Source organism: Microtetraspora glauca (assembly GCF_040656155.1).
GTDB classification, from domain to species: domain Bacteria; phylum Actinomycetota; class Actinomycetes; order Streptosporangiales; family Streptosporangiaceae; genus Microtetraspora; species Microtetraspora glauca.
Genome location: NZ_JBFALK010000011.1, coordinates 136,487 through 155,677, shown reverse-complemented (window position 1 = coordinate 155,677; position 19,191 = coordinate 136,487). Strand labels below are relative to the sequence as shown.

Genomic DNA, 19,191 nt, shown 5'->3' with positions numbered 1-19,191 from the left:
TGTCCCTCACAGGTGCCGATCGCGAGATGTGTCGGCGCAGCTCCGGTGTCGGGATGGCGCGGCGACTCCGGCCCTCACGCGGACGGCACGCCCGTGCGTATGGCCTGTCGCGACGTCAGCCGCTCACTTTTCGATATGTCTGCGCGATGGGCGCTGTCCTGCGCCGGCCACCACACGAATTCCTTCGGTTCGACCCGCCTGAGCCGCAACGGGGGGGAACAAGGTCCGGGGTCGCCGTACCGGATTCGCCAACCTAACAAGCGCTCGGTTGATAAGCTAGCACCAGGCCTCACCATCAATCAATAGTGCGGTGATGATCCTGTCCCGCAGGCGCGAGCACAGCCGTTCACCTGCCGAAAAGCCGCCCACGCGGCCCGCGGCGCGGGTCGCCGTACGGCCCCCGTACACGCGGGAACCGCGGACGCACACCGGGACCGGCGGGGGCCGGAGCGGCGCTTCCGCCCGGAGGACGGGCCGATCACGCGCCGTCCCGCCTAACCTCGATGAACAGGCCGCGGGCCTCCAGGGTGCGGCGCCCCTCGCACTCGATCCAGCCCTCGGCCACCGCCTTGCGCCCGGAGACCTCCACGATCCGCGAGCGCAACTCCAGCGGCCGGTCGAGCGGCGTCCCGTGCAGGAAACGCAGTTCAAGGCTGGCGGTGACCGACCGCTTGCCGCGCGCCTGCATCAGGACGCCGAGCATGCAGTCCATCAGACCGGCGCCGAAGCCTCCGTGGAGCAGGTCCGGCGGCCCCTCGTGCAGCGCGTTCGGCGTGAGCCGCGCCATGGCGCCGTCGCCGTCGAGATGGATTTCGAGGGGGATGCCGAGCGGATTGTGCGCGAACAGCGGCCACGAGCCGCCCCGCCCCGCGGCCAAGGCCGCGGCGGGTCCGCCGAACGGCGCGCGGACCACCCTGGTGCGGGTCCGCTTACCGAGCGTCCGGGCGACCTCGGTCAGGGCACGCTCGGCCGCCCGCATCTCATCGACGTCCAGGTCGGTGACGGCGGCGGCGAGCATCACCTCCCGGATGGCGGTGATCAGGTCGATCGATGCCCGCCGTCGCTCAGGCGTCACCTCGGCGAGCACGGTCCCGTGGGCAGGCTCGAACCGCTCAGTCATCCGGATTCCCTTCTCTCGTTGTGCTCCGCACCCGAACGCGAACACGCCGGAACGCACGGCCGGCCGAGGTCCGCCGTCATCGGCGCCGCCTTCGCGTACACCGAGCCGGAGCGTCGGTCCGCGCCTGGATCAGTCGTCCGTGCCGAGCACGATCGCGCTGTGCGGCACGGGCGATCCGCCGGTGACGAGAACGTGCTCGACCGGCTTCGCGGGCTGGTTGGTGGAGGTGCCGCGGATCAGGCGTACGCCTTCGGCGATCCCGTTGACGCCGTGGATATAGCCCTCTCCGAGCTGTCCGCCGTGCGTGTTGACGGGCAACCGGCCGTCGACCTCGAGGTTGCCGTCGGCGACGAAGTCCTTCGCCTCGCCGATGCCGCAGAAGCCGTACTCCTCCAACTGGAGCAGGACCATCGGGGTGAACGCGTCGTAGAGCACGGCGGCGTCGATCCCCTCAGGCCCGAGGCCCGCCTGGCGCCACAGTTGCTCGGCGACCAGGTTGACCTCGGGCAGCCGGTCGATGTCCGCGCGGGAGTAGCTGCTCATCGAGATCTGCTGCGGCCCGACGCCCTGGGCGGCCGCCCTGATCACGGCGGGCGGGTTGGGCAGGTCGCGAGCCCGCTCGGTGCTCACGATGACCAGCGCCTGCCCGCCGTCGCTCTCCTGGCAGCAGTCGAGCAGGCGCAGCGGCTCCGCGATCCAGCGGGAGTTCTGGTGGTCCTCCAGGGTGATGGGGCGCTGGTAGAACCACGCCTTGGGGTTGTTCGCGGCGTGCTTGCGCGAGAGCACGGAGATCCGGCCGAAGTCCTCACTGGTGGCGCCGTACTTGTGCATGTACAGCATCGCCAGGAACGCCTCCTGCTGCGCGGGTGTCAGCAGGCCGTAGGGGTTGATCCAGTTCCGGTACTCCTGGTCGGTGGAAGGGTTGTACGCGAACGGCGGCGGGCCGGCGCCGAAGCGGTGGCCGGACCGCTCGTTGAAGGCGCGGTACACCACGACCACGTCCGCGACGCCCGCCGCCACGGCGAGGGCCGCCTGCTGCACCGGGGCGCAGGCCCCGCCACCGCCGTGCGGGATCCGGCTGAAGAACGAGAGCTGGGGGATGCCGAGCGCGCGGGCGACGGCGATCTCCGGGTTGTTCTCCATGGTGAACAGGGAGAACCCGTCCACCTCCGCCACGTCGATGCCGGCGTCGTCCAGGGCCGCCAGCACGCACTCGCAGGCGAGCTGCCACTCGCTGCGGCCGGAGTTCTTCGAGAACTCGGTCGCTCCGATGCCCGCGATCGCCGCGGCACCGGAGAATCCGGCCCTGGTCACGCTGTGTCTCCTTCCGCCCGCGCCACCGTCACGTCGGTGGTCGCGTGGACTCGTCCTTCGTCGCCGCGGATGGGCGGCACCGTGCCGACCGTGCCGACCGTCCGGTCGTCCCGGTTCAACTCCGGCTCCCTCGGGGGCGCCGGAGCTGGGGCAGGATCTCGCCGTGGGCGTGTTCCGTGAAGCCCACCTCCAGCTCCATGCCGAACTCGAGTTCGTCGCGGTCGACGCCGGCGATGTCGGCGACCAGCCGGATCCCTTCCTCCAGGTCGACGAGGCCGACGGTCAGGGGGTAGTCGAACGCGTCGTCGCGGGGATAGTGGAGGACGGTGTAGCTGTGCAGCGTGCACCGTCGGCTGGACTCCACGGTGTCCCAGTCGAACGAACGGCACTCCGGGCAGACGGGTGCGGGCGGATGGCGCAGGACGTGGCAGTCCGCGCAGCGCTGGATCTCCAGCCGTCCCTCACGTGCGGCCCGGAACCAGAACTCGTTGTCCTGGGTCACCACCAGTCGCGGGACCGCGGTCCGCACGACGGTCTCCTCGTTCATACGACCTTCTCCTTCGGGGCCGAAGCGAACCTGAGGGGCCGGAACCGCTCGTTCGTCAGGGGTTCGCCGCCGACGCCCATGTACGCCTTCGGTCTTCATTTGAGCAAGCGCTTGATCGTGGATGCTAACACCCGCGTCGCGACCGAGAGCAAGAGGGCGTCACCAGGTGATCCGGGCATGCGGCGGCGGTGACCGGTGCCGCGGCCGGACGGGGTCCGCGTCCCGGCCGGACGGGTTCGCGTCTCGGCCGGACGGGTCAGGGAAGCAGCCTGCGCGTGGTCTCGTCGAGGATCCCGAGGGCCTCCTCGACATCGCGTCCCGCCGCCACCCCGACCATCGCGCCCAGGAACAGGCAGCTGAGGATCCGGGACGCCGACTCCAGGTCCTCCTCGGAGTGCCCCTGCGTGTCGCCCGCGCGCAGCGTCTCGCCGATCCATTTGGCACGTTCTGGGCCGAAGCCGACGGTCGCGTCGGTCTCGACCAGGGCGGGGCTGCAGACGACGTACGCGCGGTACATGGCCTGGTAGAGGAGCGGCTTCCGGCTCGCATCCCGCATGACGCGGCGGAACACCTGCACGAGCCGGTCGGCGGGGGTCTCACCGGCGGGCACCCGCTGGCGCAGCGTCTCGGTGGAGCGCACGCCGAGGGTCATCAACGCCTCGACCAGCAGCTGATCCTTGGAGCTGACGTGCTGGTACGCCGTGGGAACCGATACGCCCGCGCGGGCCGCGACCTGGCGGATGGTGACCGCGTCGTACCCGCCCTCCGTCGCCAGGGCGATCGCGGAGTCGATCAGCCGCTCCCTGGTGAGGGCCCTGGCAGGGGACAGGATCCGCTGGACGACCTGGGCCTGAGTTTCCATGCCCGCAGTGTAGTCCCGCGTCAACGCATGGATATACATCTGGTTGACACGTGTCTATTCACGCATCAATACTGACCGACCAGACGCTTGAGGAGTGACATGGATCTTCATGAGACCCCCGCCCAGCAGCGGCTCCGCCGAGAACTGCGGGCCTACTTCGCGACCCTGTTGCCCGCGGACGAGTTGCGCGAGGTACGCGAGGGAGGCGCCGGCGGCGACCGCTTCCGTGAGGTGGTCAGGATGCTCGGTCGCGACGGCTGGCTGGGGGTCGGCTGGCCCACGGAGTACGGCGGGCGTGGACTGACCGCCGAGGAGCAGTTCGTCTTCTACGACGAGATCCAGCGCGCGGGCGTGCCGTTCCCCCTGGTGACGATCAACACCGTGGGGCCGACGCTGATGGAGTTCGGCACCGAGGAGCAGAAGCGGAAGTACCTGCCTGGGATGCTCACCGGGGACATCGTCTTCGCCATCGGCTACACCGAGCCGGAGGCGGGCACCGACCTGGCCTCGCTGAAGACCCGGGCGGTTCCTGACGGCGACGGGTTCGTCGTCGACGGCCAGAAGACCTTCACCACCGGCGGCAACACCGCCGACTACGTCTGGCTGGCCTGCCGTACCGACCCGGACGCGCCCAAGCACAAGGGGATCTCGATCCTGATCGTGCCGTGCGACGACCCGGGCTTCAGCTGGAGTCCGATCAAGACGGTCGGCGGCATGAGCGTCACCGCGACGTACTACTCCGGCATCCGCGTCCCCTCCACCGAGGTGGTGGGCGAGGTGAACGGCGGCTGGAAGCTGATCACCGCCCAGCTCAACCACGAGCGGGTGGCCCTGGCCGCACTCGGCGGCCGGATGATCCAGCTCTGGGAGGAGACCCTCGCCTGGGCCCGGAAGGCCGGAGTGGCCGAGCGGCCGTGGGTGGCCCAGGAGTTCGCCCGCACCTACGCCAGGCTCGAGGCGATGCGGCTGATGAACTGGAAGCTCGCGGCCGCCATCACCCGTGGCGACCTGCCCGGAGCGATGGCCGGCGCCGCGAAGGCGTACGGCACCGAGACCCACATCGACGTGCAGCGCACGCTGACCCACATCCTCGGCACGGCCGGGCGGCTGCGTCCGGGCTCCACCGGGGCCGCCCTGGAGGGGCAGCTGGAGCAGATCTCGCGCCAGGGAATCGTGAACACGTTCGGCGGCGGCGTCAACGAGGTCCTGCGCGACATGGTCGCGACGCACGCGCTCGGGATGCCGCGGGTGAAGCGATGACCGCGCGGACCTACGAGGAGCGCCTGGCCGGGTTCGTCGGGCGGACGCTGAACGCGACCAGGTTCGGACCCGACCCGGTGAACGTGCCGATGATCCGCCACTGGGTCGAGGCGATGGACGACGCGAACCCGATCTACCTGGACGAGGCGTCCGCGCGGGCCAACGGCCGCGAGGGTGTGGTCGCGCCGGCGTCGATGACGCAGGCATGGGTGATGCGCGGCTACGCGGCCACGGTGCGTCCCACCGCCGCCGGCACCGGTGAGGTCGACGGCGCGCGGGAGCTCGTCGACCTGCTCGACGAGGGCGGCTACACCTCGGTGGTCGCCACCGACTCCGACTTCGAGTTCGTGCGCGAGCTCCGGCCGGGCGACCGCGTCAGCCTGGAGGAGGTCGTCGAGGACATCTCCGCGGAGAAGCGCACCGGACTCGGCGCCGGCCGATTCGTCACCACGCTGAAGATCTACCGCGACGCGGACGGCGAGGTCGTCGCCACCCAACGCTGGCGGACCCTCCGGTTCCGCCCGGCCCAGCACGATGTCGCGCCAGCGACCCACGAAGGGGAGAACTGATGGACTTCCAGCTCGATCCGGATCTGGCCGCCCTGCAGGCGCTGGCCGCCGAGATCCTGGAGGACAAGGCCACGGACGACCGGGTGCACGAGGTCGAACAGAGCGACGGGCGCTTCGACGAGGCGCTGTGGACGGAGTTCGCCCGTGCCGGTCTGCTCGGCGTCGCCCTTCCCGAGGAGTACGGCGGTGCCGGCCTGGGGCTCGCCGCACTCTGCGTCGTCCTGGAGGAGCAGGGCCGCAAGGTCGCGCCGATCCCGCTGTGGCCCGCGGGCGTCGCGGCGATGGCGGTCGCGGCCCACGGGAGTGACAAGCAACGTGCCGGGCTGCTGCCCGGCGCGGCCTCGGGAGAGCTGCGGATCGCGCTCGCCCTGGAGGAGTTCGACGGCGCCCGTCCCGAGCGCCCCGCCTGTACGGCGGCGGCCGACGGCGACGGCGTCCGGCTCACCGGCGTGAAGGCGGCCGTGCCCACGCCCTCGACGGCCGCCCACGTACTGGTCTCGGCCACCGGCGAGCACGGGCCCGGCCTGTACCTCCTGGACGCCGCCGCTCCCGGCGTGTCCTGGCAGTGGGGCGAGACGACCAGCCGTGACAGGACGGCGAACCTGCTTCTCGACGGCGCCCCCGCGACCCCGCTCGGCGGCGCCTCGGCCCTCACCTGGGTACTCCTGCGCGCCATGGTCGCGGTGTCCGCGGTGCAGATCGGTGTCGCCGAAGGAGGGCTGAGGCTGGGCGCGGCCTACACCTCCGAGCGGATCCAGTTCGGGCGGCCGCTCGGCAGTTTCCAGGCCCTGCAGCACCAGCTGGCCGACTGCTGGATCGACATCGACGCCATGCGGGTGGCGCTCTGGCAGGCGATCAGCGATCTCGACGGCGACGACCCTGCGGCCGAGCGGTCGGTGCGGGTGGCCAAGTGGTGGTCCGCGCAGGGCGGGTTGGACGTCGTGCACCGGGTTCAGCACGTGCACGGCGGCATGGGCGTCGACGTGGATTACCCGGTGCACCGTCATTTCCTGTGGGGCAAGCAGCTGTCCGGGACCCTGGGCGCGCCGGGCACGGTCCTCGCCGACCTGGGCGAGCTCCTCGTGGCCGGGGAGACCGCGTGAGCGGGGCCCGTACGGCGGACGGTGTGAGCGTCGGCGACGAGATGCCCGCCCTGGCGATTCCGCTCACCCGCACCATGATCGTGGCCACCGCCGTCGCGAGCCGGGACTACCAGGACGTGCATCACGACCCCGATCTCGCCGTGGAGCGTGGGTCGAAGGACATCTTCATGAACATCCTGACCACCAACGGTCTCGTCGACCGGTTCGTCACGTCCTGGGCGGGCCCCGGCGCGGTGGTGAAGCGCATCAGAATCCGCCTGGGAGCGCCCAACTACCCCGGCGACACCATGACGCTGACCGGATCGGTCACCGAGGTGGACGGGTCGCTGGTGACGCTCGCCGTACGGGGTGAGAACGCTCTGGGCGTGCACGTCCACGGCGACGTCGTGGTGCTGCTCCCCCACGGGACCGCCTGAGCGGCCCGGGACGGGTGCCGCCGTCACGTTGACGGCTCAGCCGGTCGCCCTCTAGCCTCCCAATCAAGTGCTTGCTTGAGAGGATGCGATGGTGACCGACTTCGCGGGTCTGGCCGGTGCGGCGATCGTCTCGGGAGGGTCCGGCGGCATCGGCCGGGCGATCTGCCTGGCACTGGCGCGGGCCGGCTCGGCCGTGGCCTTCACCTACCGGTCCAACGACGAGGCCGCGGGCCGGCTCACCGCCGAACTCTCCGAACACGGCCAGACCGGCACCGCGACCAGGCTCGACCTCGGCGACGCCGCGGCCACGGCCGCCTTCGTGGAGGAGGTCGCCGACCGGTTCGGCGCGGTGCACACGCTCGTCCACGCGGCGGGCCCGCACGTTCCGATGACCCATCTCTCCCGCGTCACACCGGCGGTGATGCGGGAGCAGGTCGAACAGGACCTCCTGGGGTTCTACAACCTCATCCATCCGACGCTCCCCCACCTGCGGCACTCCAAGGGGTCCGTCGTGGCCGTCACCACGGCCGCCACCACCCGGTACCCCAAGCGCGACGGGCTCTCCTCGGTGCCGAAGGCAGGCATGGAAGCCCTCGCCTGGGCGCTGGCCGCCGAGGAGGGACGGTTCGGCGTACGCGTGAACTGCGTGGGCCCCGGCATGCTCACGGACGGGATGGCGAGCCGTCTGATCGCCTCGCGGGAGCTCGACGAGGTCGCGCTGGACGTGGCGCGCGCGAACATCCCCTTGGGCCGCTTCGGCACCGCCGAGGACATCGCCCAGGCGGTGCTCTTCCTCGCCTCCCATCGAGCCGGCTTCATCAGCGGCCAGAAGATCGATGTCGACGGCGGCTACGGCGTCTGACCGCCGGCGAGGCGCCGCGCCACCGGCTACGTGCCCAGTCTGAGCGTCGTACGCTCGCCGACTCGATGGGCCTCACCCTCACACTCCGCCCGGTGCGGACCCCGGGGCGAGATACGCCCGGTCCACCCGGAGGTCGCGCGACCGATGTGGCCACGGCGCGTGACGGGCGACCAGCCGGGGAACAGTTCCTTCCCGACACGCCGGGCGGCGGCGAGCACGACCGGGGCGATGGGCTCGACCAGGAGGTTGCGCCCGATCGCCGCGATGGCGCCCGCCGGGCCGTCCGGACCGAGGATCGGGGCGGCGACCGCGTTGATCTCGGTGCCTCGCGGGGTTCCGTGGACGACCGACAGCCCGTGACGGCGCCGGGTCTCGTTGAGCTCACGGTGGATCCTGAGGAGGAGCGACGGAGAGGGCTCCCCGATCTCCAGCCGGATCATGGCCTCCACCCGCTCGGTCGGCAGATAGGCCAGCATCGCGCGTCCCGCGGCGGTTCCCAGGGCTGCGTAGCGCGACCCGACCCTGGAGGGGATCGACCGCCCGGCGACGCCGCCGATCTTGTCCACATAGTGCATGCCGAGCCCCTCAAGGACGCCGAGGTGCACCACCGCGCCGGTGACGGCATGCAGATCGTTCAGTGCCACGGCGGCGGCGTTACGCAGATCACTGTGGTCGGCCCGCCGGGCGCTCATGCCGTACACCCGGCTGCCGATCCGGTAGCCGCGCTCATCGTGCTCGAGCCACCGCAGTTCCACGAGTTGGCTCAGGATGCGAAACGCAGTGGAGCGGGGAAGCCCGGTTCGCGTGGTGACATCCCCGAGGAAGAGACACTCGGGCCCTTCCAGGAAAACGTCGAGAATCTCGGTCATCCGCCCGAGCACAGATCGTCGGGAGTCCTCGCGGTCCTTCGCGGCGACGGCGCTCGTATCCGAGGCGTCGGTCTCAAGAAGATTCAAGGCGCACCTCTCTCGCTGCTTTCAATCAACCTAGCAGTTGCTTGGTAATGCGATGCACGAGCCCTCGGTGTTCCCTACGGCAAGGCCCGGGCCGCGGCCATAAGGCCACCTGGGCCATAAGGACACCTGAAGGAGGCCGTAAGGAGCGTCCGGCACTGTGGATCTCGTCGGAAGCGACATACGAGACCCGAGAGAGGGCAGCCACGATGCGGTTCCACCAGTTCGGGGTCGACACCGACGCCGAACAGGCCGAGCGGGCCAAGGCGGGCCGGCTGGAGTTCTTCGACCGCCTGGCCGAGCACCTGGCGGTTCAGGACACGTCGTCGAAGGTCAGCTCGCGGCCGTGGGCGTAGGCGGCGGCGAACGCCTCCTCCCCCAGCGCGTCCCTGGCCCTGCCGGCGATCCGCCGCACCTCGTCCTGCTCGGAGTGGGAGGCCGGGGTGCGGTGCGCCTGCCTGGCCGCGTCCGCCAGGCCGAGCAGCCGGGCGCACTGCTCCGGCGCCGACGTGGCGGCCAGTCCCTCCACGGTGTACGCCGTCGTACGGGGGTCGCCGACCTTCCTCGCGACGGCGAACGCCTCCTGGAACAGCGCGCGGGCACCCTCGGCGTCGCCGCGCGACTCGTGCGCGAAGCCCAGCTCGACCAGGGTGGTGGGCAGGAACAGCGGGGGCTCCCCATCCCGCGGCACCCCGTCGAGCAGGTGGTTCAGATGTTCTTCCGCCAGCTCCAACCGGCCCGCCCGGCGGGCGGAGTAGCCGTATCCCATCCCGGCGAAGACCTGTCCCTCCCGGTAGCCCTGACCGGTGGCCAGGCGCAGCGCCCGGCCGCAGTGCTCCATGGCCTGGTCGTAGTCACCGGTGTTCATGGCCAGCCAGCCGAGCCACGACAGCCGCCGCACGGTGTCCGGCCACAGCCCGAGCTCCTCGGCCGTGCGCAGGCCCTCGGCGAACAGCCGGGTGGCCCACTCGTAATCGCCGCGGATCTCACCGAGCCCGGCGAGCCACTCGGTGGCCTGCAACCGGCCCCATCCGTCGCCCAGCTCCCGGAACAGCTCGGCGCTCTCGCCGCCGTCGCGTTCCAGGGCCTCCAGGTCGCGCAGGGTGAAGGCGTCGCGGGCCCGCCTGCTCAGGGCCGCCGCCACGCCCCACCGGTCGCCGACCTCACGGAACGTCGCCAGCGCGGCGTCGACCAGGGCCCGCGCGGACGGCTCGTCGGTCAGGCCCAGCGCGACGAACCACTGCGCCCTCGCCCGCTCACCGGGATCGGCGATGTCCAGGGCCGGCTCCCAGTCGACGTCCTCACCGAGCAGCAGGGCGAACCCGGCGTGCCAGGCGCGCGCCCGCGCCCGATCAGCGGCGGGCGCGCCGCCCTCGGCGGCCAGCGCCGCCTCCAGCCAGCGCCGCCCCTCGCCGAGCCGGCCACGGAGGAACCAGTACCACGCCAGCGAGTTCACCAGCCGCAGGGCGCCGGCCGCGGGGGCGGCGTCGAGGGCGGCCCGAAGATTCGCGGCCTCGACGTCCAGCCGCCGCATCCAGTGCGCCTGCTCGGCCCCCCGCAGGTGCGACTCGGCCCGTACGGCGAGCGTCACGTAGTAGTCGACGTGCGCCTGCCGAACCGGCTCCGCCTCACCCGCGTCGTCCAGCCTGCGCAGGCAGTAGGCCGCCACCGACTCCAGGAGCCGGTAACGCACCCCCGACGGCCCCTCCACGGCCACCACCAGAGACCGGTCGACCAGCCGCGCCAGCATCTGGAGCACGTCGATCCCGGCTTCGGCGCACACCTCCTCGGCCGCCTCCAGCGTGCAGCCGTCGGCGTGCACGGCCAGTCGGCGCAGCACGACCCGTTCAGCGTCGGTGAGGAGCGTCCAGCTCCAGTCGATCATCGCCATCAGGGTCCGCTGGCGCGCCGGGGCCCCGCGCTGGAAGCCGGTCAGCAGCCGGAACCGGTCGTCCAGCCTGGCCACGAGCTCCTGGATCCCGAGCGCCCTGACCCGGGTCGCGGCCAGTTCCAGCGCCAGCGGGATGCCGTCCAGCCTGCGGCAGAGCTGCGCGACCGCGGCGGCGTTCCCGGCGTCGAGCGTGAACCCGCGAGCCGCCGCGGTCGCCCGTGCCATGAACAGCCGCACGGCGTCGGCCTTCGCCACCGTGAGCGGCTCGGACCCCTGCGGCAGTTCCAGCGCGGGCACGCTCCACAGCACCTCGCCGGACACGTTCAGCGGCTCGCGGCTGGTCGCCAGGATCCGCAGTCCGGGCGCGGAACGCAGCAGCACCTCGGCCAGCTTGGCGGCCTGGTCGACCACATGCTCGCAGTTGTCGAGCACCAGCAGCGGCCGCAGGTCACGCAGCGCCTCGACGAGCCGTTCCTGGGAACTCGCGGACTCCTCGCGGATGTCGAGCGCGACGAGCACGGCCTCGGCCAGAGACGGCGTGTGCCGGTCATAGGGGGCCAGCTCCACCAGCCACACGCCGTCGGGATGCGCGCCGGCCGACTGTCTGGCCACCTCCAGCGCCAGGCTGGTCTTCCCCACGCCTCCCGGTCCGGTGAGGGTGACCAGCCTGCCCGCCTCCAGCAGGGCGCGCACCTCGTCCACCGCCCCGCCGCGGCCGATCAGCTCGCCGACCGCGGCGGGCAGGTTCGTCACCGGACGTTCGGCCCTGCCGCTCAGCGCGGGGTCCTGCCGCAGGATCCGCGCGTACAGCTCGGCCAGCTCGGGCGACGGATCCAGCCCCAGTTCGTCGGCGAGCCGCTCGCGCAACTCGCCGTAGGCGGCGAGCGCCTCGCTCTGCCGTCCCGCCCGGTACAGCGCTTTCATCTGCACCGCACGCAACCGCTCCCTGAGAGGATGCTCGGCGACGAACTCGGCGACGTCCACCTGTTCACCCGCCGCCAGCCGTACCTCCGCGAGTTCCTCGACGGCGGCGAGCCGAGCCTCCTCCAGACGCGCGATCACCGGACGGAGGAACGCGAAGTCGGCGAAGTCCGCGAACGCCGCCCCCCGCCACAACCCCAGCGCCTCGGCCGGCCTGCGCTCCTCCACCAGCCGCGCGAAACGCGCGGCGTCCACCGCGTCCTGGCCGACCTCCAGCGCGTAGCCGGGGGCGCGCGAGACCACCAGCGTCTTCCCGCCCGGCTCGGCCTCCTCCAGCGCGCGGCGCAACTGCGAGACCCGCACGTGCAGTGCCGCCGCCGGGTTGCCGGGCGGGTCGTCGCCCCACAGGTCCTCGACCAGCCGGTCGGCGGAGACGACGCGCCCCTCGTGGGCGAGCAGGTCGGCGAGCAGCGCGCGCACCTTCAGGCCGGGGATGGTGACGGCCTCGCCCGCGTCGGTCCACGCCGTCACCGGCCCAAGCACTCCAAAGCGCATACGACCGACCTTAAGGGCGTAAGAAGGATCGCCGAAGCTCGTTTCGGCACGGTGAACCCGTGAACACACCACCTCCGCGGATCGGCGTGATCCCCTCCTCTCGCGGCGAGCGGCGAGCGGCGAGATGAAAGGATCGAGTATGTACAACGAACACCTGCTGGCGGGCGCCGCGCGCGGGGACGCCGCCGCCGTCCGTGACGCACTCCGGTCCGGGGCGGACGTCGAGGCCCGCGACGGGCGACGCCGTACGGCACTGTTGCTCGCCGCGGCGGCCGATCACGTCGAGGCGGCCGAAGTACTGGTCGCGGCGGGCGCGAACCCGAACGCGCCGGACTTCAAGCACGACACACCCTGGCTGGTCACCGGTGTCACCGGCAGCGTGGCGATGCTCAGGACCCTCCTCCCGGCCGGGCCCGACCTGACCGTACGGAACCGCTACGGAGGCGTCTCCCTCATCCCGGCCTGCGAACGCGGGCACGTGGACTACGTCCGCGAGGTGCTGAAGACCGGCATCGATGTCGACCACGTCAACGACCTCGGCTGGACCGGCCTGCTTGAGGCGGTCATCCTCGGCGACGGCGGCGCCCCGTACCAGGAGATCGTCGGCCTGCTCGTCACGGCGGGCGCCGACGTCGACCTCGCCGACCGCGAAGGCGTCACCCCGCTCGGCCACGCCGTCGCCAGGGGCCAGACCGAAGTGGCCGACCTGCTCCGCGCTGCCGGGGCGCACTGACCCGTCCTCGTCCTCCGCCGCGATCGATCCGGTCGTCACCCGCGGCCCCGACCGCCCGCGCGCCTCCAGGCGGCCGGAGCCGGGGCCGCCCGCGCGTTCGGCACGCGTACCGGCCGAGCATCGCCGCATATGCTGGTCGCCATCCTGACCTGCGTCTTCGAATCCGCTTCCGGCGGCCTCGCCGTTCACCGGGGCCGCTCGGGAGGGTTCTGCGGCATCGGGTGCCGGTGGCCGGGGCGGTGACGGTGAGTCGCCCGCCGTCCACCGCTCGGCGTCCACGTGACCTGTGATCAAGGAGTTTCGTGCTTTCCAAGCGTCTCCGCCTCCCCGTCCTCCTCATCGTGGCGACCGGTCTGCTCGGGATCGCCGCGCGGACGCCCGAGGTCACCCGGCAGGACCTGCGCGTCGACGAAGCCCTGGAGACCCTGCGCACTCCCACCCTGACGGCGGTCGCCGACGGCCTCAACGTCGCCTTCGGACCTGTGGTGGGCGTGTGGATCATCGTGTCGCTGGCGGTCACGCTCGCCGTGATGGGGCGCGTTCGTACGGCGGTCCTCGTCACGCTGATGGTCATGATGGGCTGGACCACCAGCTCGATCTTCAAACAGATCATCGCCCGGCCTCGCCCGCCGGTGTCGGGCCAGCTTCTCCACATGATCGGCCATGACAGCTTTCCCAGCGGGCATGTCACCCTGACGCTCTCGCTGGCCATCGCCGCCGGCTTTCTCGCCGCCGGCACCCGCCGGTTCCCGCTCGTCGTGTCCGTGGGCGCCGTTCTCGTGGCCGCCCAGGCCGTCGCTCGCATGTATCTCGGTGTCCACTACCCCACCGATGTCATCGGTTCGATGCTGGCCGCCGGTGCCGGAACCTCGGCCGTCATCGCCCTGAGGAGCGGCATCGACCGCTGGATCGGCCGGACGCCGATCAGCCATGGATCCCCCGGCGCCGCGGACCGACGAGGATCGCGGAACGCGGACGATGGCGCCTGAGAACACTCCGGGAACCGTGCGGGCCCGACCTTTACGTAACCTGAACGCCGCGCGTCAGCTTCACGGGGACACCGAGAGAGCAGGTGATACTGACCGGGTGACGGTCTACCGCGTCCTGGTCGTCGAGGACGACCACGGGCTTCGCGACGTTGTCGCCCGCGGCCTGCGCGAGGAGCACTTCGAGGTGCTCACCGCCGCCGACGGGGCAGCGGCGCTGCGGGCCGTCCAGGACGGGGTGGACGCGGTCGTCCTCGATATCGGCCTGCCGGACTCCGACGGTCGTGATGTGTGCCAGGCGATGCGGGCGTCGGGCGTCGACGTCCCCGTGGTCTTCCTCACCGCCCGCGACAACCTCACCGACCGGCTCTCCGGTTTCTCCGTGGGCGGCGACGACTATCTCGGCAAGCCGTTCCATCTGGCCGAGCTCGCGGCCCGGGTTCGCGCGGCCCTGCGCCGAGCGGGGCGAGAGCCGTCCGTCGAGGTCGAAGGGGTGCGGCTCGACCCGGTCAGGCACCTCCTGGAGGTGGCGGGAGTGCCGGTGGCCCTCACTCCCACCGAGTTCCGGCTGCTGGCCTGCTTGATGGCGTCCCCCGGCGCCGTGGTACGCAGACGGGTGCTGCTGCGCGCGGCCTGGCCCGAGGGAGCCCAGGTCAGTGACAACACCCTGGACCAGTATCTGGCCCGGCTGCGGCGCAAGCTGCGTGAGGTGAACAGCCGGCTGGGCATCGGCACCGTCCGCGGTGTGGGGTACCGCTTCGGATGAGGCGGCTCCGGACGACCACGCCGTGGCGCGTTCCAGGGCCGGGCACGCTACGCGGCCGCCTCGCCCTGCTCGCCCTGATCGCCACAGCGCTCTGGGTCGCCCTGCTCACCGGGGGGTTCAACCTCGCCCTGTCCGCGCGTCTGGGTGACCAGGCCGACGCCCTGTTGCGTACCCGGGCGGCGGCCGTGGCGGCCACCCTGGAGACACGGCCGGACGGCGGCATCGTCGTCCACGAACCGGCGGACGACGGCGCGCTGGACGCGGGCATCTGGATCTACCAGGGCGACCGCGCGATCGAACGGCCCAAGGCACCCCGGGGGCTGCAGCGACAGGCGGATCGGCTCGCGGGACACGGCAAGGTCTTCACGGAGACCGCCGGACCCCACGCGTCGCGGCTCTACGCCCTGGCCGTCCACGCTCCCCACAACCGCGGGCGGCAGGTCGGGACCGTCGTCGCCTCGGTCGGCCTCGACCCGTACCGCAGCATGGCCCGCGCGGCACTCGCCGGCTCGGCGGTCCTCGGACTGTTGCTTCTCGGCGTGGTCTATCTCGTCACCCGCGCGATCGTCGGCCGGGCCCTTCGGCCGGTCGCCGAGATGAGCGCGCAGGCGGCGCGATGGAGCGAGGGCGGCGCCGCCGAGCGGTTCGGCGTGGCGGGCCGTCCGGACGAGCTCGCCTCGCTCGCCGCCAACCTCGACGAACTGCTCGACCGGCTGGCCTCCGTCCTGCGTCACGAGCAGCAGCAGTCCGCCGAACTCTCGCACGAACTGCGGACTCCGTTGGCCCGCATCGTCGCGGAGACCGACTGGCTGACGGCGCGGCGCAGGGACGCGACCGCGCAACGGGCGTCCCACGCCGCGATCGCGTCAGCCGCGGCGACGATGCAGCGGATCTGCGAAACGCTGCTGTCCGAGGCCCGCACGCGATCGGCGTCGGTGCCGGGGCGTTGCGCGTTGCCCGAACTCGCGCGTGATCTCGCTCGACGCTGTGCCGAGGAACATCCGCGGGCGGCTCCCGTCGTCGTTCGTGGCGGCGCCGTGACCGCGGGGGTCGCGGCGAGCGTCGCGGAGCGCATCCTGACCCCGCTGCTGGACAACGCCCGCCGCTACGCCATACGGACGATCACGATCGAATGCGCGCAGGTTCCCGGCGGCGTCGAGGTGGCCGTCGCCGACGACGGGCCGGGGGTTCCCCCGGACGTCGGCCCGGCCGTCTTCGAGCCGGGCCGCCGCGCGCACCCCGCCGACGGGCACGACGGCGCGGGTCTCGGACTCGCCCTCGCGCGGCGCCTCGCCCGAGCGGCCGGCGGTGACATCCACCTGGCCCCGTGCCCGGCGGGTGCGCGATTCGTGGTGAGGCTGCCCGCCGGGTGACACCCGCCGCCCGGTCCGATCCCGTACACCGGCCGCGTCCGGCCGCTGCGGAGTCAGGACCCTCCTGCCGGCTGCCGTACGGATTCGTCCTTCCGGGTGATGCTCAGGTAGACGACCAGGCACAGGATCGTGGCGAGGAAGAGGCCGCTGGTCGTCACCGTGCCCAGGCCGAGACCGCCGTCGTCCTGAGACTGCGACAGGTAGTCACCGATGGAGGCCCCGAAGGGGCGGGTCAGCACGTACGCGATCCAGAATGCCGGGACGGCGCCCAGCCTGAGCCGGAGATGGGTGGCGGTCACGATCGCGATCAGCCCGCCGAAGAGGATCGCGCTGACCGCGTAGCCCACGTCCAGCCGCTCTGCCACGAGGTCGCCCGCGGCTGTGCCGAGCGCGAAGGTGAACAGGATGGCCAGCCAGTAGAAGGCCTCCCGCCGGAGCGTGGAGATGGTGTGGATGGAGAGGGTCCTCTCACACGCGTACCAGGCCACGAAGGTGGCGGCCAGCAGAGCGCCGAAGACGAGAGTGGTCGCCTCCAGGGCCACGCCGAGATTGTCCGTCAGGTTGTCGCTCACCAGCGTGCCGACGACGCTGATCAGGACGACCGCGAGCCAGTAGACGCCCGGCACGTACCTCTTCGCCGAGAACTGGAAGACCAGGGCGAGGACGAGCAGCGCGGCCATGACGGCGGACGTGTAGGTCAGGCCCAGCCCCAGGTTCTCGTTCAGGAAGTCCGCCGCGGTCTCCCCCACGGTGGTGCAGAGGATCTTGATGATCCAGAAGTAGAGGGTGACCTCGGGAACCTTGTTGAGCGTCCGGTGGCCCACGGAGTGGTGCCGGGGCCTTTCGTATGAGGTGGTCATGGCGCCCCAGCCTGGCAGCGGCCACCTGAACGCGACCTGATCGCGTGTTCCGTGGGGCCGGCCCGGGCGCCGGCCCACCCCACGGACCTTCGCGGAGACGGCGTCAGACGATCGCGCTCGCCGTTCGCTCCGCGTCGGGCGGTGCCGTCCGCCCGCGCTGCCGCCACATCGTGTAGACGATCAGCGCGGCCAGGACGGCCATGAGCACCAGTGAGGAGCCGATGGTGCCATAGCCGAGGCCGCCCTTGGCGGTGGGCTTGCTGAAGAAGTCGCCCACGGTCGCACCGAGCGGGCGGGTCAGCACGAACGCCGTCCAGAACAGCAGTGTGACCGAGACCGGGGTGAGGTACCTGGCGATGAGGATCAGCACCAGCAGGCCCGCGATCAGGAACGCTCCTCCGGAGTAGCCGAGGCCGGAGTCGTCGGCCAGGAAGTCTCCGAGGGACGTGCCCAGCGTGTTGGAGAACAGGATCGCCGTCCAGTACAGCAACTCGCCCCCGAACGTGCTGATGCGTTCGACGTGGAAGGAATGGCCGCTGAACCTCCAGATGAGGAACACGGTGGCGAGCGCCGTGATGAGGAGCAGAGCGCCCCTGGCGTAACCGAGCCCGGCCGTGCGGTTCATGAAGTCCGACATGGTCGTCCCGGCCGTGCTCGTCGAGAGGATGACCGTCCAGTAGAGCACCGGATGAAACCTCTTCGCCCTCAGCTGCGTGACGAGACTGACGAGGAATAGCCCGACCAGGATCATCGAGCTGACGGCATAGCCGACGTTCAGCGTCTGAGCGAGAAGGTCACCACCCGTTTCCCCCAGTGTCGTGGCCGCGATCTTCATGATCCAGAAAGCCAGGGTGACCTGCGGAAGCTTCGTCATTTTCCCCATCCCTGTCCGAGGCGCGCACGCAGACATCACGCGGATGTCAGGGCGAATGCCGCGTGCCCACCATGGAGACGACCGGAAGCGCTTCGGCGGGCCCGGCCCCTCGCACGGATCCGCCGCCAGGAGCGTAGGTCGGCCGGGCTGAAATCAACCTGAGCGGCGCACACGTCATCGGCGTCAGGACGGGCGTGACGTGCGCGTACTCCCCGTCAGCTCCGTCCCGGCGCGCCGCGCACCAGGCCGTCGCAGTGCACCCGCCGCCTAGCCGCTCAGAACCGCGCCGTCCGGGGCCGGACGGGGCTGCGTGACGTACTCGACGAACCTGGCGGCGGCGGACGTGGCGGGCGGCGACGGGCTCCAGGCCAGGCCGATGGGGCGGTGCTGCGCGGGGATCAGGGGACGGTAGACGGGGTCGTCGTGCTCCAGTACGGCGGGCCGGGGCAGGACGCCCACACCGAGGCCGGCGCCGATGAGGCCGCGCATCGTGGCGATCTCCTCGCTCTCGAACGCGATGATCGGTTCGAACCCGGCCTGGTGGCAGAGCCTGTCGATGACCCGGCGCAGGTCGGTGGTGGGGGCGAAGGCGATGAACGGCTCGTCGCGCACGTCCCTGAGCGCGAGCCCGGGAACGACGGCGAGCGGATGCCCGGCGGGCAGGGCGATGCACAACCGCTGTTCGTGCAGAGCGTGCCAGCGCGCGCCGTCTCCGGCCGGAGGCGGGGTGACCAGGGCCGCGTCGATGTCGCCCTGCTGCAGCCAGGCGAACAGCTCCCTGGCGAAGCCCTGGTGCAGCTCGAACCGGATGCCGGGGGTTCCGGCCCGGTAGTCACGGAGGATCCCGGGGACCAGCCAGCGCCCCACCGAGTGCAGGAACCCGAGCCTGATCAGGCCGGTGTCGGGGTTGGCCAGGGCGTCGACGCGGCGGCGCGCGGCGTCCAGCTCCGCGACGGCGCGGGCGGCGTGCTCCAGGAACAGTTCGCCGAACCGGTTGACGGTGAGCCTGCGCCCGTGCCGGTGGAACAGTTCGACGCCGAGCTCGCTCTCCAGGCGGGCGAGCGCGCGTGACAGCGTGGACTGGTTGACGCCCTCCATCGCCGCCGTGTCGCGCATGTTCTCCGTGTCACACAACGACAGGAACCAGCGCAGTGCCTGAACATCCATCCAGCGATGATGCGCAATACGCATCAGTGCCGTCAAATTGTGAATTTTGAGCATCAGCG

Annotated in this window: 20 protein-coding genes; 10 read left to right on the top strand and 10 right to left on the bottom strand. The window is 71.5% G+C overall.

Annotated features, from left to right (window positions below; genetic code table 11):
• Positions 1 to 478: 478 nt before the first annotated feature.
• The 5 genes from AB0I59_RS20990 to AB0I59_RS20970 all read right to left on the bottom strand — a co-directional run bounded on the left by AB0I59_RS20990 (position 479) and on the right by AB0I59_RS20970 (position 3,843).
• The gene (locus AB0I59_RS20990) at positions 479 to 1,120 is read right to left on the bottom strand and encodes a PaaI family thioesterase (protein WP_061258944.1); all 642 of its coding nucleotides are present in this window, start codon (positions 1,118 to 1,120) and stop codon (positions 479 to 481) included.
• A gap of 129 nt (positions 1,121 to 1,249) precedes the next feature.
• Positions 1,250 to 2,434 carry a lipid-transfer protein gene (locus tag AB0I59_RS20985; RefSeq protein ID WP_228640709.1) on the bottom strand — a complete coding sequence of 395 codons (1,185 nt, stop codon included), beginning with the start codon at positions 2,432 to 2,434 and terminating at the stop codon, positions 1,250 to 1,252.
• On the bottom strand, positions 2,431 to 2,553 hold the full coding sequence (locus tag AB0I59_RS20980; RefSeq protein WP_358135078.1) for a hypothetical protein: 123 nt from the start codon (positions 2,551 to 2,553) through the stop codon (positions 2,431 to 2,433). Before AB0I59_RS20980 ends, AB0I59_RS20985 begins: the two co-directional genes overlap by 4 nt.
• Entirely contained in the window at positions 2,550 to 2,981 is a 432-nt protein-coding gene (locus AB0I59_RS20975; RefSeq protein WP_061258946.1) for a Zn-ribbon domain-containing OB-fold protein, read from the bottom strand. The genes AB0I59_RS20980 and AB0I59_RS20975 overlap by 4 nt, the downstream gene beginning before the upstream one ends.
• 256 nt (positions 2,982 to 3,237) lie before the next feature.
• The gene (locus tag AB0I59_RS20970; RefSeq protein WP_358135075.1) at positions 3,238 to 3,843 is read right to left on the bottom strand and encodes a TetR/AcrR family transcriptional regulator; all 606 of its coding nucleotides are present in this window, start codon (positions 3,841 to 3,843) and stop codon (positions 3,238 to 3,240) included.
• A 99-nt stretch (positions 3,844 to 3,942) separates the two neighbouring features.
• Here AB0I59_RS20970 and AB0I59_RS20965 point away from each other — a divergent pair, with 99 nt between their 5' ends.
• The 5 genes from AB0I59_RS20965 (at position 3,943) to AB0I59_RS20945 (ending at position 8,053) form a co-directional block, all read left to right on the top strand.
• Entirely contained in the window at positions 3,943 to 5,103 is a 1,161-nt protein-coding gene (locus tag AB0I59_RS20965; RefSeq protein ID WP_358135072.1) for an acyl-CoA dehydrogenase family protein, read from the top strand.
• Positions 5,100 to 5,672 carry an FAS1-like dehydratase domain-containing protein gene (locus AB0I59_RS20960; protein WP_061258948.1) on the top strand — a complete coding sequence of 191 codons (573 nt, stop codon included), beginning with the start codon at positions 5,100 to 5,102 and terminating at the stop codon, positions 5,670 to 5,672. The genes AB0I59_RS20965 and AB0I59_RS20960 overlap by 4 nt, the downstream gene beginning before the upstream one ends.
• Entirely contained in the window at positions 5,672 to 6,775 is a 1,104-nt protein-coding gene (locus AB0I59_RS20955) for an acyl-CoA dehydrogenase family protein (protein ID WP_358135069.1), read from the top strand. The genes AB0I59_RS20960 and AB0I59_RS20955 overlap by 1 nt, the downstream gene beginning before the upstream one ends.
• Positions 6,772 to 7,191: a MaoC family dehydratase gene (locus AB0I59_RS20950; RefSeq protein WP_358135066.1), complete on the top strand. Its 420-nt coding sequence runs from the start codon at positions 6,772 to 6,774 to the stop codon at positions 7,189 to 7,191. The genes AB0I59_RS20955 and AB0I59_RS20950 overlap by 4 nt, the downstream gene beginning before the upstream one ends.
• 88 nt (positions 7,192 to 7,279) lie before the next feature.
• Positions 7,280 to 8,053 (top strand): SDR family NAD(P)-dependent oxidoreductase, encoded by a 774-nt coding sequence (locus AB0I59_RS20945; RefSeq protein ID WP_358135063.1) that lies wholly within the window; start codon positions 7,280 to 7,282, stop codon positions 8,051 to 8,053.
• 26 nt (positions 8,054 to 8,079) lie between these two features.
• Here the strand turns inward: AB0I59_RS20945 and AB0I59_RS20940 are convergent, their stop codons facing one another.
• Positions 8,080 to 9,009 (bottom strand): IclR family transcriptional regulator, encoded by a 930-nt coding sequence (locus AB0I59_RS20940; RefSeq protein ID WP_061258950.1) that lies wholly within the window; start codon positions 9,007 to 9,009, stop codon positions 8,080 to 8,082.
• Between the two features lie 206 nt (positions 9,010 to 9,215).
• Between AB0I59_RS20940 and AB0I59_RS20935 the strand changes: the two genes are divergently transcribed.
• A complete protein-coding gene (locus AB0I59_RS20935) occupies positions 9,216 to 9,362 on the top strand; it encodes a hypothetical protein (protein WP_358135060.1) in 147 nt (48 codons plus the stop codon).
• Here the strand turns inward: AB0I59_RS20935 and AB0I59_RS20930 are convergent.
• Positions 9,320 to 12,373 (bottom strand): AfsR/SARP family transcriptional regulator, encoded by a 3,054-nt coding sequence (locus tag AB0I59_RS20930; RefSeq protein ID WP_358135057.1) that lies wholly within the window; start codon positions 12,371 to 12,373, stop codon positions 9,320 to 9,322. The genes AB0I59_RS20935 and AB0I59_RS20930 overlap by 43 nt on opposite strands.
• Positions 12,374 to 12,512: 139 nt before the next feature.
• Here AB0I59_RS20930 and AB0I59_RS20925 point away from each other — a divergent pair, with 139 nt between their 5' ends.
• The 4 genes from AB0I59_RS20925 (at position 12,513) to AB0I59_RS20910 (ending at position 16,231) form a co-directional block, all read left to right on the top strand.
• A complete protein-coding gene (locus AB0I59_RS20925; RefSeq protein ID WP_061258952.1) occupies positions 12,513 to 13,106 on the top strand; it encodes an ankyrin repeat domain-containing protein in 594 nt (197 codons plus the stop codon).
• A 302-nt stretch (positions 13,107 to 13,408) separates the two neighbouring features.
• Entirely contained in the window at positions 13,409 to 14,095 is a 687-nt protein-coding gene (locus AB0I59_RS20920; RefSeq protein WP_358135054.1) for a phosphatase PAP2 family protein, read from the top strand.
• A 97-nt stretch (positions 14,096 to 14,192) separates the two neighbouring features.
• Complete coding sequence (locus tag AB0I59_RS20915) at positions 14,193 to 14,858, top strand: response regulator transcription factor (RefSeq protein ID WP_061258954.1); 666 nt, start codon at positions 14,193 to 14,195, stop codon at positions 14,856 to 14,858.
• Positions 14,855 to 16,231: an ATP-binding protein gene (locus AB0I59_RS20910; RefSeq protein WP_061258955.1), complete on the top strand. Its 1,377-nt coding sequence runs from the start codon at positions 14,855 to 14,857 to the stop codon at positions 16,229 to 16,231. The genes AB0I59_RS20915 and AB0I59_RS20910 overlap by 4 nt, the downstream gene beginning before the upstream one ends.
• Positions 16,232 to 16,284: 53 nt before the next feature.
• Here AB0I59_RS20910 and AB0I59_RS20905 read toward each other — a convergent pair whose 3' ends face one another.
• The 3 genes from AB0I59_RS20905 to AB0I59_RS20895 form a co-directional block, all read right to left on the bottom strand.
• Positions 16,285 to 17,091 (bottom strand): COG4705 family protein, encoded by an 807-nt coding sequence (locus AB0I59_RS20905; protein ID WP_358135050.1) that lies wholly within the window; start codon positions 17,089 to 17,091, stop codon positions 16,285 to 16,287.
• Positions 17,092 to 17,194: 103 nt separating this feature from the next.
• Positions 17,195 to 17,965, bottom strand: coding sequence for a COG4705 family protein (locus AB0I59_RS20900; RefSeq protein WP_061258957.1), 771 nt, complete (start codon positions 17,963 to 17,965; stop codon positions 17,195 to 17,197).
• A 267-nt stretch (positions 17,966 to 18,232) separates the two neighbouring features.
• Entirely contained in the window at positions 18,233 to 19,132 is a 900-nt protein-coding gene (locus tag AB0I59_RS20895) for a LysR family transcriptional regulator (protein ID WP_358135047.1), read from the bottom strand.
• Positions 19,133 to 19,191: the final 59 nt, after the last annotated feature.